This window comes from Actinomadura sp. CNU-125 (assembly GCF_001942465.1).
GTDB lineage: Bacteria > Actinomycetota > Actinomycetes > Streptosporangiales > Streptosporangiaceae > Spirillospora.
In genome coordinates, this window is record NZ_MKJY01000266.1 from 14,834 (window position 1) to 27,461 (window position 12,628).

At 70.7% G+C, this 12,628-nt stretch carries 13 protein-coding genes, 2 tRNA genes and 1 pseudogene; 14 read left to right on the forward strand and 2 right to left on the reverse strand.

Going from position 1 to position 12,628, the window contains the following annotated elements:
* Positions 1 to 195 precede the first annotated feature (195 nt).
* From BJF79_RS27725 to BJF79_RS27750, 6 genes are all read left to right on the forward strand, one after another.
* Positions 196 to 269, forward strand: a tRNA-Met gene (locus BJF79_RS27725).
* A gap of 117 nt (positions 270 to 386) precedes the next feature.
* Positions 387 to 551: a 50S ribosomal protein L33 gene (gene rpmG / locus BJF79_RS27730; RefSeq protein ID WP_026404241.1), complete on the forward strand. Its 165-nt coding sequence runs from the start codon at positions 387 to 389 to the stop codon at positions 549 to 551.
* Positions 552 to 892: 341 nt separating this feature from the next.
* Positions 893 to 1,330, forward strand: coding sequence for a MaoC family dehydratase N-terminal domain-containing protein (locus tag BJF79_RS27735; protein ID WP_075901753.1), 438 nt, complete (start codon positions 893 to 895; stop codon positions 1,328 to 1,330).
* Positions 1,331 to 1,332: 2 nt separating this feature from the next.
* Positions 1,333 to 1,758 (forward strand): MaoC family dehydratase, encoded by a 426-nt coding sequence (locus tag BJF79_RS27740; protein WP_075901755.1) that lies wholly within the window; start codon positions 1,333 to 1,335, stop codon positions 1,756 to 1,758.
* 69 nt (positions 1,759 to 1,827) lie between these two features.
* A complete protein-coding gene (locus BJF79_RS27745; protein WP_075901757.1) occupies positions 1,828 to 2,904 on the forward strand; it encodes a UDP-N-acetylmuramate dehydrogenase in 1,077 nt (358 codons plus the stop codon).
* 122 nt (positions 2,905 to 3,026) lie between these two features.
* A complete protein-coding gene (locus tag BJF79_RS27750; protein WP_143220215.1) occupies positions 3,027 to 3,794 on the forward strand; it encodes a GntR family transcriptional regulator in 768 nt (255 codons plus the stop codon).
* A 6-nt stretch (positions 3,795 to 3,800) separates the two neighbouring features.
* Here BJF79_RS27750 and BJF79_RS27755 read toward each other — a convergent pair whose 3' ends face one another.
* Positions 3,801 to 4,874, reverse strand: coding sequence for an adenosine deaminase (locus tag BJF79_RS27755; RefSeq protein ID WP_083734015.1), 1,074 nt, complete (start codon positions 4,872 to 4,874; stop codon positions 3,801 to 3,803).
* 159 nt (positions 4,875 to 5,033) lie between these two features.
* Complete coding sequence (locus BJF79_RS27760; protein WP_075901759.1) at positions 5,034 to 6,245, reverse strand: pyridoxal phosphate-dependent aminotransferase; 1,212 nt, start codon at positions 6,243 to 6,245, stop codon at positions 5,034 to 5,036.
* A 257-nt stretch (positions 6,246 to 6,502) separates the two neighbouring features.
* Between BJF79_RS27760 and BJF79_RS27765 the strand changes: the two genes are divergently transcribed.
* The 8 genes and pseudogenes from BJF79_RS27765 to BJF79_RS27805 all read left to right on the forward strand — a co-directional run bounded on the left by BJF79_RS27765 (position 6,503) and on the right by BJF79_RS27805 (position 12,458).
* Positions 6,503 to 6,575, forward strand: a tRNA-Trp gene (locus BJF79_RS27765).
* 120 nt (positions 6,576 to 6,695) lie between these two features.
* Positions 6,696 to 6,950: a preprotein translocase subunit SecE gene (gene secE, locus BJF79_RS27770; RefSeq protein WP_075901815.1), complete on the forward strand. Its 255-nt coding sequence runs from the start codon at positions 6,696 to 6,698 to the stop codon at positions 6,948 to 6,950.
* 126 nt (positions 6,951 to 7,076) lie between these two features.
* The gene (gene nusG / locus BJF79_RS27775; protein WP_410050147.1) at positions 7,077 to 8,024 is read left to right on the forward strand and encodes a transcription termination/antitermination protein NusG; all 948 of its coding nucleotides are present in this window, start codon (positions 7,077 to 7,079) and stop codon (positions 8,022 to 8,024) included.
* A gap of 128 nt (positions 8,025 to 8,152) precedes the next feature.
* A pseudogene (gene rplK, locus BJF79_RS27780) lies at positions 8,153 to 8,580 on the forward strand (50S ribosomal protein L11).
* A 62-nt stretch (positions 8,581 to 8,642) separates the two neighbouring features.
* On the forward strand, positions 8,643 to 9,359 hold the full coding sequence (rplA, locus tag BJF79_RS27785) for a 50S ribosomal protein L1 (protein WP_075901761.1): 717 nt from the start codon (positions 8,643 to 8,645) through the stop codon (positions 9,357 to 9,359).
* Positions 9,360 to 9,863: 504 nt separating this feature from the next.
* Positions 9,864 to 10,457, forward strand: a complete 594-nt coding sequence (locus tag BJF79_RS27795; RefSeq protein ID WP_075901765.1) for a hypothetical protein — start codon at positions 9,864 to 9,866, stop codon at positions 10,455 to 10,457.
* 151 nt (positions 10,458 to 10,608) lie between these two features.
* Positions 10,609 to 11,460, forward strand: coding sequence for an LppX_LprAFG lipoprotein (locus tag BJF79_RS27800; RefSeq protein WP_075901767.1), 852 nt, complete (start codon positions 10,609 to 10,611; stop codon positions 11,458 to 11,460).
* A gap of 125 nt (positions 11,461 to 11,585) precedes the next feature.
* Positions 11,586 to 12,458, forward strand: a complete 873-nt coding sequence (locus BJF79_RS27805) for a DUF6612 family protein (RefSeq protein WP_075901769.1) — start codon at positions 11,586 to 11,588, stop codon at positions 12,456 to 12,458.
* Positions 12,459 to 12,628: the final 170 nt, after the last annotated feature.

Below are 12,628 nucleotides of genomic sequence, written 5' to 3' on the forward strand. Positions count from 1 at the left end.
CTCCCGGCAGGTGCTGTGGTAGCGTCCCACCGGTTCCATTGGGGCGATTCGCAGGTCACCGGCACAACGGGTAACCTGGGGGACGCTCCTCGGGGCCACTCGAACATGCTTCCCCGACCACGGTCCGGGAAATGCTGTTCCGAGGGTGCGGTGGGCATCCGGTATCCTTGCAAACCGGTCCACACCGACCATCACGGCGGGGTAGCTCAGTCAGGCAGAGCAAGCGGCTCATAATCGCTGTGTCGCCGGTTCAAGTCCGGCCCTCGCTACTACCCAGGTCTCTCACCTCCTCCGGGAGGTGAGCAGGCCGGGTCCGAACCGCCGGCCGTCCACACGGGCGGTCCCGGTCCGAAGTTCCTGTCCCTAGCTCAGAAAGGCACTCCAACGTGGCTGCCACCGACGTACGGCCGAAGATCACGCTGGCCTGCCAGGAGTGCAAGCACCGCAACTACATCACGCGGAAGAACCGGCGCAACGACCCGGACCGCCTCGAGATCAAGAAGTACTGCCCGAACTGCCGGACGCACCGTCCGCACCGGGAGACTCGCTAATCTCCTTCCGCCCGGAGCGGAACATCGGGGGATTCGACTCAGGCGACGACGGCGGCGATGCGGCGACCGTTTCCGGTACCCGTCACCGCCACGCGACGTCCGGCGCAAGCGGCCGACCGTGAACCTTCCCGGGAGCCGAGCGGAGCGAACTCTTCGCAGCTTGCCCACCTGCACGTACAGCACGATCAGCACGACGTTCAGCCCGTCCCTCTCGGTGAGACCCGTGAGCGGCGGGCTGAACGTCATTCTGTTACCGTCCGTCCAGATACAGAGGTACAGGTGCTCAAAAAGGCGCGGGCACCCGGGCGCGACGCCCTGTTCGACCTGGAAGGACGGACTGCATGGCACTGAACCGTGATTTCATCGGGCGGAGCTTCCCGCCCGGCGAGCCCTATGAAGTCAGCCGGGTCAAGATCCGCGAGTTCGCGGACGCGATCGGTGACCACAACCCCATCTACCGCGACGCGGACGCGGCGAAGGCGGCCGGCCACCCCGACGTCATCGCGCCGCCCACGTTCCCCATCGTGATGTCGCTCGGCAACCCGGGCCTCGCCGACCCCGACCTCGGCCTCAACTACGCGATGGTCGTGCACGGCGAGCAGCGGTTCGAGTACACCCGCCCCGTCCGGGCCGGAGACGTCGTGACCGGCACCGCCACGATCACCGAGATCAAGTCGGTCGGCAAGCACGAGCGGATGATCGTCGAGACCGAGATCAAGTCGGTCGAGGGCGAACTCATCTGCAAGACCTACAACGCGATCGTCGAGCGGGGGGCCTGAGCATGACCGCGAAGGTGAAGTACGACGACGTCGAGGTCGGCACCGAGATCCCGGCGCAGACGTACAAGGTCGACCGCGCGAACCTCGTCATGTACGCGGGCGCGTCCGGCGACTTCAACCCGATCCACTGGCGCGAGTCGTTCGCGAAGTCCGTCGGGCTCCCCGACGTCATCGCCCACGGCATGTTCACGATGGCGCAGGCCGGACGGTTCGTCACCGACTGGGCCGGCGACCCGGGTGCGGTCCTCGACTACGGGGTACGGTTCTCCTCGCCCGTGGTCGTCCCCGACGAGGGCGGCGCGACGCTGGAGATCAGCGGCACGGTGGAGGAGAAGCTCGACGACGGCAAGGTCGTCGTGGCGCTCACCGCCAAGTCGAGCGACCAGACGGTCCTCAGGCGCGCCAAGGCGGTCGTCCGCCTCGCCTGAACCGGTGCGCGCTCCCGCCCGCACCGGCCGGGGACGCCCCGGCCGGTGCGGACGCGAACGTACGGAGGGATGGACGACGTGGCGGTGATCGCCGAAGAGGTCAACCTGGCCGGATACACCACGCTGCGGCTGGGCGGTCCCGCCCGCCGCTTCGTCGAGGCGACCACCGAGGCGGAGGTCGTCGCGGCGGTCCGGGAGGCCGACGACGCGGGCGAGCCGGTGCTGGTGCTCGGCGGCGGCAGCAACGTGGTGGTGTCCGACGACGGGTTCGCCGGGACCGTCGTGCACATCGGGACGCGCGGGACCGAACGCGTCGCCGCCGAAGGCGACCGGGTGCACGTCCGCGTCCAGGCGGGCGAGGACTGGGACCCGTTCGTCGCCCGCTGCGCGTCCGACGGCCTCGCCGGCGTCGAGTGCCTGGCGGGCATCCCCGGACGGGTCGGCGCGACGCCCATCCAGAACGTCGGCGCGTACGGGCAGGACGTCGGCGAGACGATCGCGTGCGTCCGCGCCTACGACCGGCGCGACCGCGCGCGGGTGACGCTCGGCCCCGACGAGTGCCGCTTCACCTACCGCAACAGCGTGTTCAAGGGCGACGACCGGTACGTCGTCCTCGACGTGACGTACGCGCTCCGCGAGTCGGAGGAATCGCGGCCGATCGCGTACGCCGAACTCGCGCGCAAGCTCGGCGTGCGTCCGGGGGAGCGGGTCACGCTCAAGGAGGCGCGCGACGCCGTCCTGGAGCTGCGGCGCGGAAAGGGCATGGTCCTCGACCCCGCCGACCCCGACACCCGCAGCGCCGGATCGTTCTTCACCAACCCGATCCTCGAACCGGCGCAGCTCGCCGAACTGGAACGGCGCGTCGCCGAACGCCTCGGCCCCGACGCGACGTTCCCCCGCTACCCGGAGGCGGACGGGCGCACCAAGACGTCCGCCGCGTGGCTCATCGACCGCGCCGGGTTCGCGAAGGGGCACGGCACCGGCCCGGCCCGCATCTCCGGCAAGCACACCCTCGCGCTCACCAACCCGGGCGGCGCCCGCACCACCGACCTCCTCGCCCTCGCCCGCGAGGTGCGCGGCGGCGTACGCGACGCCTTCGGCGTGGACCTCGTGAACGAACCCGTCCTCGTCGGCGTGGCCCTCTGACGGATCGTCCGGAGGAGGTTGGGGGGCGCGGGCATCAGGGCGGGGCTTCGCGGGCATGAACAAGTCGGGCCCTTTGACGACCGCGGGGCCCGGCCGCGGCGGGGTCCGTTGGGGAGTGCACCGTGGCCGTCCCCCTGCCCCGGCACACGTCCGGCACGCCGCCGGGCCCGCGACCGGTCGAGCCGCGACCGGCCGAGCCGCGACCGCCGAGCCCCCGGGCCGGGGGCACGCGGCTGCAACTCGGTGACGAGGTCGCCGCGCGGATCCGCGAACTGATCGTCGACGGGCTCGTCCGGCCCGGCGAGCACCTGCGCCTCGAACACCTCGCGGCCGAGTTCCAGATCAGCGTCACGCCCGTCCGGGAGGCGCTGAAGTCGCTGCGGGCCGAGGGGTTCGTCGTGCTCGAACCGCGCCGCGGGTTCGTCGTCGCGCCCCTGTCGAAGCAGGACGTCGCCGACCTGTTCTGGGTGCAGGCGGGCATCGCCGCCGAGCTGACCGCCCGCGCCGCCCCCCGCCTGGACGACGCCGCGCTCGGCGACCTCGACGCGTTCCACAGCGGGCTCGAACACGCCCGCACCGTCCGCCGTCCGGACCTCATGGAGCGGCACAACCGGGACTTCCACCGGCGGATCAACCTGGCCGCCGCGTCCCCCAAGCTCGCGTGGGCGATGGGGACGGCGGCGCGGTACGTCCCGCGCGGGCTGTACGGGGGCGTCCCCGACTGGCCGCGCCTCGCCGTCCGCGACCACCGCCGCATCCTGGACGCGCTCGCCGCGGGCGACGGGCCGGGCGCGGGCGCCGAGATGCGCGCGCACGTCCTGCGGGCCGGCGACCTGCTGGTCGCGCACCTGGAGCGCCGGGGCCGCTGGCACCTGGACGAAGCCGGGTGAACGGCGTCAGTTCGCGAGCCAGCCGTCGATGCCCGCGAGGAGGCGCGCCCGGACGTCGTCGGGCGCGGCCGACCCCGCGATCGACTGCCGCGCCAGATCGGCTAGTTCGGCGTCGGTGAACCCGTGCTCGGTCCGGACGAGCTCGTACTGCCGGGCCAGCCGAGACCCGAACAGCAGCGGATCGTCGGCGCCCAGCGCGATCGGCACCCCCGCCTCCCGCAGCGCCCGCACCGGGACGTCCGCCGCGGTCGGCGCGACGCCGAGGCCCACGTTCGACGCGGGGCACACCTCCAGCGTCACGCCGCGGTTCGCGATCGCCTCCAGCAGCCGCGGGTCCTCGACGGCGCGCACCCCGTGCCCGATGCGGTCCGCGCCGAGCGTCTCCAGGCACTCGCGGACGCTCGCGGGCCCGAGCAGCTCGCCGCCGTGCGGGTCCGACAGCAGCCCGCCGCGCCGCGCGATCCGGAACGCGCCCTCGAAGTCGTAGGCGCGGCCCCGCCGCTCGTCGTTGGACAGCCCGAACCCGACGACGCCCCGCCCCGCGTACCGGACGGCGAGCCGCGCGAGCGTCTTCGCGTCCAGCGGATGCCGGGTCCGGTTCGCGGCGATCACCAGCCCGATGCCGACACCGGTCGCCGCCGACGCCTCGCGCGCCGCGTCCAGCACGAGCTCCACGGTCGGGGTGAGGCCGCCGAACCTCGACGCGTAGCCGCTCGGGTCGACCTGGATCTCCAGCCACCCCGACCCCTCGGCGGCCTCGTCCTCGGCCGTCTCCCGCAGGAGCCGCCGCAGGTCGTCCGGGGTCTGCAGGACCGACCGGGCGATGTCGTACAGCCGCTGGAACCGGAACCAGCCGCGCTCGTCGGTGGCGTGCAGCCGCGGCGGCCAGTCGTCCACGAGCGCGTCCGGCAGGTGCACCCCGTGCAGCCGGGCCAGCTCCACCAGCGTCGAATGCCGCATCGAGCCGGTGAAGTGCAGGTGCAGGTGCGCTTTCGGGAGCAGCGCCGTGTCCGGACGCGCGGCGCCGCGCGCGACGTGACCCTCGTGGGCCGGACGGGTGGGAACGGTACGGGCCTCCATGGACCAATGTTGCCGGACGCGGCGCCGTCTTGAATGCCCGCCCCACCAGGATCACCACACCGGACTACCTCCCATGACACGCGGCGGCCATCGCGCCCCATAGGCATCGGGAAAAGGGAAAGGCCCCGGGCGGCGAAGCCCGGGGCCTTCCGCGACGGCTCAGCCCGCCTCGGACAGCAGCTTCGCCACCCGCGACACGCCCTCGACGAGGTCGTCGTCGCCGAGCGCGTACGACAGCCGGAAGTAGCCGGGGGTGCCGAACGCCTCGCCCGGCACCAGCGCCACCTCGGCCTCCTCCAGGATCAGCGAGGCCAGCTCCACGGACGTCTCGGGACGCTTGCCGCGGATCTCCTTGCCCAGCAGCTCCTTGACCGACGGGTACGCGTAGAACGCGCCCTCCGGCTCGGGGCAGAGCACGCCGGGGATCTCGTTCAGCATCTTGACCATCGTCTGCCGGCGCCGGTCGAACGCCTTGCGCATCTCCGCGACGGCGCCGAGGTCGCCGGTGACGGCGGCGAGCGCGGCGGCCTGCGAGACGTTCGCCACATTGGACGTCGCGTGCGACTGCAGGTTCTGCGCGGCCTTCACGACGTCGGCCGGGCCGATCATCCAGCCGACCCGCCAGCCGGTCATCGCGTACGTCTTGGCGACCCCGTTCAGGACGAGCGTGCGGTCGGCCAGTTCGGGCACCACGACGGGCATCGAGGAGAACTCGGCGTCGCCGTACACGAGGTGCTCGTAGATCTCGTCCGTGATGACCCACAGGCCGTGCTCGTCGGCCCAGCGGCCGATCGCCTCGACCTGGTCGCGGGTGTAGACGGCGCCGGTCGGGTTGGACGGGGAGACGAACAGCAGCACCTTCGTCCGGTCGGTGCGGGCCGCTTCGAGCTGCTCGACGCTCACCCGGTAACCGGTCGTCTCGTCGGCGACGACGTCCACCGGCACGCCGCCCGCGAGCTTGATCGACTCGGGGTAGGTCGTCCAGTAGGGGGTCGGGACGATGACCTCGTCGCCCGGGTCGAGCAGCGCCGCGAACGCCTCGTACACCGCCTGCTTCCCGCCGTTGGTCACCAGGACCTGGGACGACTCGACCTTCAGGCCCGAGTCGCGCTCGGTCTTCTCGGCGATCGCCGTGCGCAGCTCCGGCAGGCCCCCCGCCGGGGTGTACTTGTGGAACCGCGGGACGCGGCAGGCGGTCACCGCGGCCTCGACGATGTAGTCGGGCGTGGGGAAGTCGGGCTCGCCCGCGCCGAACCCGATGACCGGTCGTCCGGCCGCCTTCAGCGCCTTGGCCTTGGCGTCGACGGCCAGCGTGGCGGACTCGGAGATCGCGGATATGCGCTTGGAGATGCGAGGACGGTCGATGCTCATACCCCTATCGTTACAGACCCCGGACGGTGACCCGAGCGATATGTTCGGGCCGGTCGGGCGGCGTTCCGCGACCCGGACGCGACGATCTCCGGGGGTTTCGGTTCGACGCGGGGGCCGCGGAGACGTAGACTCCTGCTCTTAGTGACGCGTCACCGGCTATGAGGCTGTCCGCACGAGCGACCCTCGGGAGGCCGTAAGCTGGTAACCGGCACGAGCTCGGCCACCCGGCCGGGCAGTTCTCCGTTTCCGGAGAATGAAGGGCAGTGGCTCAATTGGTAGAGCACCGGTCTCCAAAACCGGCGGTTGGGGGTTCGAGTCCCTCCTGCCCTGCGAGGTGCGGTGCGCGCACCCGTGCCGGCCGCTTCGCGGCGGCCGCCGTGACGCGCGAAGGCGCGAACGGCGCGGCCACCACGAAGTGGTCAGAACACGACCGATGAGGTGAACGGCGGCATGGCGACTGAGACGCGCGGCGAGCCCGAGGCCAAGGACGAAGGCAAGGGCAAGCGGAAGAAGGTCGGAAAGCGGACCTCCCCCGCGCTGTTCGTGCGCCAGATCGTCGCCGAGCTGCGCAAGGTCATCTGGCCCACCCGCCGGGAACTGATCACCTACACGACGGTTTCCCTGGTGTTCGTTCTCTTCATGGTCGCGCTCGTCTCCGGTGTCGACTGGGGTCTGCAGGAAGGCATCTACGCCGTCTTCGGCTGATCCCGCCCCGCCGGGGCCCGTCCGGCGCCCGGGCGTCCGGACGTTCGCGCAGCGCGCGGCCGTCGAACGGCCGCACCGCCGTACCGTCGTACAACCAGTCAGCGCAGACCGAGAGAAAGAGACACCGTGTCCGAGTCCTCACAGCCCTACGACGAGGCCGTGGAAGAGGCCCAGTCCGCTGCGGCTGCTGCGGCCGGCCAGGCGGCCGAGCCCGCCGACGAGGCGGCCGAGGCGGCCGTCACCGCCGGGGAAGGCGTGCCCGCGGACACGAAGCTCGAAGGCGAGGAGCCGCCCGGCCCGGAGGTGGCCGAGGGCGCGGACGACCTCGCCGCCGAGATCCGGTCCGAGGACGAAGCCGTCGAGGACGAGGCCGCGGAGGGCGAGACCGCCGAGGCCGCGGAGACCGCCGAGGGCGAGTCCGAGGGCGACGCGGAGACGGACGAGGACGAGACCGAGGAGGCCCCGGCCGGGCCGCCGGTCGACCCGTTCGCCGACTTCAAGATGCAGCTCCGGCTCCAGCCGGGCGACTGGTACGTCGTGCACACCTACGCGGGCTACGAGAACCGGGTCAAGACCAACATCGAGACCCGGACGCAGACCCTCAACATGGAGGACTACATCTTCCAGATCGAGGTCCCGCAGCACGAGGTCACCGAGATCAAGCAGGGCAAGCGGCAGAAGGTCAACGAGAAGGTCCTGCCGGGGTACATCCTCGTCCGCATGGACCTCACCGACGAGTCCTGGGCCGCCGTCCGCAACACGCCGGGCGTCACCGGGTTCGTGGGCCTGCTGAACAAGCCGTCCCCGCTGAGCCTGGACGAGGTCGCGAAGCTGCTGGCCCCCGAGCCCGAAGAGGGCACCGGAGCCGTCAAGGCCAAGGAGCCCGCGAAGGCGCAGGCGACCGTCGACTACGAGGTCGGCGAGTCCGTCACCGTCATGGACGGCCCGTTCGCGACCCTCCCGGCTACGGTCAACGAGATCAACATCGAGGCGCAGAAGCTCAAGGTGCTGGTGTCGATCTTCGGCCGCGAGACCCCGGTCGAGCTGTCGTTCAACCAGGTCTCCAAGATCTGACCGCGTCCCTGCCTCGTGCAGGGCACGGCAACATATAGCGGCTCCCACACGGCGGAATCGTCCCAGCCACCGTGTTGCCCGGTCTCCGGGAGTCGGAGTCATCGAAAAATGGGACACAAGGGGTAACCATGCCTCCGAAGAAAAAAGTAGCGGCCATCGTCAAGGTGCAGTTGCAGGCCGGCGCGGCGACCCCGGCGCCGCCGGTCGGTACCGCTCTCGGTCCGCACGGCGTCAACATCATGGACTTCTGCAAGCAGTACAACGCTGCCACGGAAGCCCAGCGCGGGAACGTCATCCCCGTAGAGATCACCATCTACGAGGACCGCTCGTTCACCTTCGTCACCAAGACCCCGCCGGCCGCGCAGCTCATCCTGAGGCCGCGGGCGTCGAGAAGGGCAGCGGCGAGCCGCACAAGACGAAGGTCGGCTCGGTCACCGCGGACCAGGTCCGCGAGATCGCCACCACCAAGATGCCCGACCTGAACGCCAAGGACATCGAGGCCGCCGCGAAGATCGTCGCGGGGACCGCCCGGTCCATGGGCATCGAGGTCAAGTAAGTCCGTCATGTGGGAGGGCCGGGCGCGGCCCGTGACCACGCGTTCCACTGGAGGAACAGAGAATGAAGCGCAGCAAGGGTTACCGCTCGGCGGCGGAGAGGATCGACCGCGACCGGCTGTACAGCCCGGCCGAGGCCGTGAAGCTCGCCAAGGAGACCGCGGTCACCAAGTTCGACGCGACCGTCGAGGTCGCCCTGCGGCTGGGCGTCGACCCGCGCAAGGCCGACCAGATGGTGCGCGGCACCGTCAACCTGCCGCACGGCACCGGTAAGACCGCCCGCGTGCTGGTCTTCGCCGGTGGCGCCAAGGCCGACGAGGCCCGTGAGGCCGGTGCCGACTTCGTCGGCTCCGACGACATGATCGAGCGGATCCAGGGCGGCTTCCTGGACTTCGACGCGGTCGTGGCGACGCCGGACCAGATGGGCAAGGTCGGCCGGCTGGGCCGGGTGCTCGGTCCGCGCGGCCTGATGCCGAACCCGAAGACGGGCACGGTCACCATGGACGTGGCCAAGGCCGTCTCCGACATCAAGGGCGGCAAGATCGAGTTCCGGGTCGACCGGCACGCGAACCTGCACTTCATCATCGGCAAGGCGTCCTTCGACGAGCGCCTGCTGGTGGAGAACTACGCGGCCGCGATCGAGGAGATCCAGCGGCTCAAGCCGTCGGCCGCCAAGGGCCGGTACGTCAAGAAGGCGGTGCTGACCACCTCGATGGGGCCGAGCATCCCGGTGGACCCGAACGCGGTCCGCAACCTGACCGCGGAGTTCGAGACCGCCTGAGCGGTTCGAGCGTCCGTTCGACCTGATCACAGGGCGTCCCCATGCGGGGGCGCCCTGTGGCGTTTTCGCAGGACATACGGGGGATTACCGGAAATCCGGTCCGGAAATGGCCAAACCGATATGCGAAGACCTTTGTTACCGCCGGGGAACTTGGTGTTGAATCGGGTCCGTGAAGCGTAGAACGGACCGCATCATCGCGATTTCCGCGCTCGGTGCCGTGGCAGTGGTGCCCACGGTCGTCCTGGCGGTGGTGAAGACCGGCGGCGGCTCCGGGCCGGACGCCGGCACGATGCCGCCGGCCGCCGCGATGGCGGACCGGCAGGCCGCCGGGGAGGGCCCCGGCACCGGCACCGTGTCCCCGTCGGGCGGCGCCGTACCCGGCTCCGGGACGGGCTCCGGTGCGGGCGCGCGCCCGGTTCGGGCGGCGGGGCGGGCACGTCCGGCGGCTCGGGAACGGGCGGGACGAACGGGACGGCCGGCGGCGGGAGCGAGGCCGCGAAGGCCGTGCTGCCCGACGAGAAGCCGAAGCCGAGCCCCGATCTGCGCTCGTTCGTCCGCAAGACCGAAGTGAAGCTGACCTTCGGGACGGGCGGCGACTACACGCACGCCGCGGAGACCGCGGAGTTCACGCTGTATCCGAAGTTCGCGCTGAACGCGACCGGGGTCACCACCACGGTGAAGGACGGCGTGGAGTCGAAGGTGACCGAGAAGGTCGTCGTGAAGGACGGTGTCCTGAAGGGGTACGACGGGCAGGAGTGGACGCAGTCCAAGCTGACCCAGCAGCAGTTGACGACGCTGCAGACGGGGTCGGATCCGCGGCAGTTCACGTACCTGATGGCGAGCCTGCCCGACCTGTTCGCGGAGGGACCGGACGCGAACGGCCGCACGCATTTCCTGGCCGACAGCGCGATGGGCGACCTCTACGGGCTGCTGCCGCAGAACGTGGCGGAGCAGATCGGCAAGGTCGTCCCCGCGGCCGCCGGATGCGCGCTGGACCTGTGGGCGAACGGGAAGGGCCGCCCCACGTGGATCGGGCTGAAGGCGCAGGCCCCGGCCGGTGTGCTGGACGGTTCGATGACGTTCGGCTCGTACCGCTGACGACCGTTCGCGGGGCGTTTCGTCCGACCGTCCGGTACGCCGTTGGTCGTACCGGGTCGCCGCGCATTCGTACCACCGGGGGATGCCGCTTTCGCGCCGCGCCTACAGACTGGTGGCAACGAGCAGGGCGATCAAGGAGGCTCGAATACCCATGAACCGACGACTCACGGTCGCCGCCGGTGGAACCGCCATGGGGGCGGTGCTCCTGCTGTCCGGCTGCGGCGGGGACGGGTCGGGCGGCACGGCGGCGAACGTGAACCTCAGCGCGAACGAGGTGCTGCTGGCCTCGGCCGAGCAGACGAGCAAGGCCGACACGTTCCAGGCCGATCTGACCGTCACGACCGAGGGCAGCGACAACGGGAAGATCCGCGCCAACGGGCAGTTCCAGCTGCGGCCGACGCTGAAGTTCTCCGCGCAGCTGGACGAGGCGTCGCTGGGCGGCGCGGCGATCCCGGGGGTGAAGGGGCGCGCGATCTACACCGGTGACGTCCTGTACGCGAAGGTTCCGCAGCTCGCCCGGTTCGTGGCCGACGGCAAGCCGTGGGTGAAGATCGACGTGAACCAGGTGGCGCAGGCCAGCGGGTTCGACGTCCGGCAGCTGATCGACCAGGTCCGGAAGGTGAACCCGGCCGAGCAGACGAAGATGCTCACCGGCTCCGAGGACGCCCGCCGCGTCGGCACCGAGGAGATCAACGGCGTCGAGACGACGCACTACGCGGGCACCGTGACCGTCCAGGACGCGCTGCAGCAGCTCGACGCGCAGACGCGCGAGGAGGTGAGCCGCCACATGCCGAAGGACACCGACGCGACGATGAAGTTCGACCTGTGGACCGACGGTGAGAACCTGCCGCGCAAGCTGGAGACGAACGTGCAGGGCGACCAGGGCCACGAGGGCAAGGTGACCGTCCTCTACAGCGAGTACGGGGAGCCGGTCTCGGTGAACCCGCCGCCGGCCGACCAGGTCGGGACGTTGTCGCTGGAGTCCTTCCTCGGCGGCAACTGACCGTTCCCTGAAGAAAGTCGCGAGACGGGGCGAACTGGACACCCGTTCCGAGCGTCGTAAGGAATGAGTAAAGAACGGCCCGGCCATCGGCCGGGCGTTCTTCGACGACGCAAGGAGACCTACAGATGATCCGTCGGTTCGCCGCGGGGGCCGCCCTGGTCACCGGCCTGACCCTCTCGCTCACCGGCTGTCTCGGCGACGCCGGCGACAAGGTGGGCCAGGCGGGCGAGAACCTGAAGCTGACCGCCGCGCAGGTGCTCGGCAAGAGTGCGGAGAAGACCGGCCAGATCGACAGCTTCCAGGCCGACTTCGACATGACCATGACGGCCCCCGACGGGAACGTCAAGGCGGCGGGCGCGATGCAGTACCAGCTGAAGCCCGAGCTGGCGTACAGCATCAGCTACAGCGAGATGAGCGTCGCCGGTCAGTCCGTGGGCGAGATGCAGCAGATCCTCGTCGACCGGACCATGTACATGAAGATGCCGATGCTCTCGCAGATGGCCGGGGGCTCGGCCAAGCCGTGGTTCAAGATCTCGCTGGACGAGGTCGGCCAGGCGTCCGGGATGAACATCGACCAGCTGCTCGAACAGTCGCAGCAGATGGACCCGGTGCAGAACATGGAGAAGCTGACGGCGTCCAAGGACGTCCGCGAGGTCGGCAAGGAGAACGTGAACGGCGTCGAGACGACGCACTACGCGGGCTCCTACCGGATGGAGGACGCGATCGCGGAGCTCCCCGCCGAGCAGCAGGAGGCCGCGCGCAAGGCCATCGCCCAGAGCGGCATGGAGTCGATGAAGTTCGACGTGTGGGTCGACGGGCAGCAGCTGCCCCAGAAGATGACGATGTCGACGCCGTCGTCCGCCGCGGGCGCGATGACGATGACGATGACCTACCGCGACTACGGCGCGCCGGTGCAGGTCGCGGCGCCGCCCGCGAACCAGGTCACCGACATGGCGCAGATGCTGAAGAGCATGGGCGGCGGCCTCGGCGGAAGCTGACGCCGGGGGACACCGACCCGCGACGAGGGGACCGCGCACGGGGGGCGCGGTCCCTTCGCCGTTCCCGGGCAGGACGTTGCGGGGCGCGCCGATTTGGTTCGAGGGCGTTTCCCCGCGTACCCTGTTCTGTGCCGAAGACCGCCGGTCGTCGCCCGTACGGGCGACCGAAG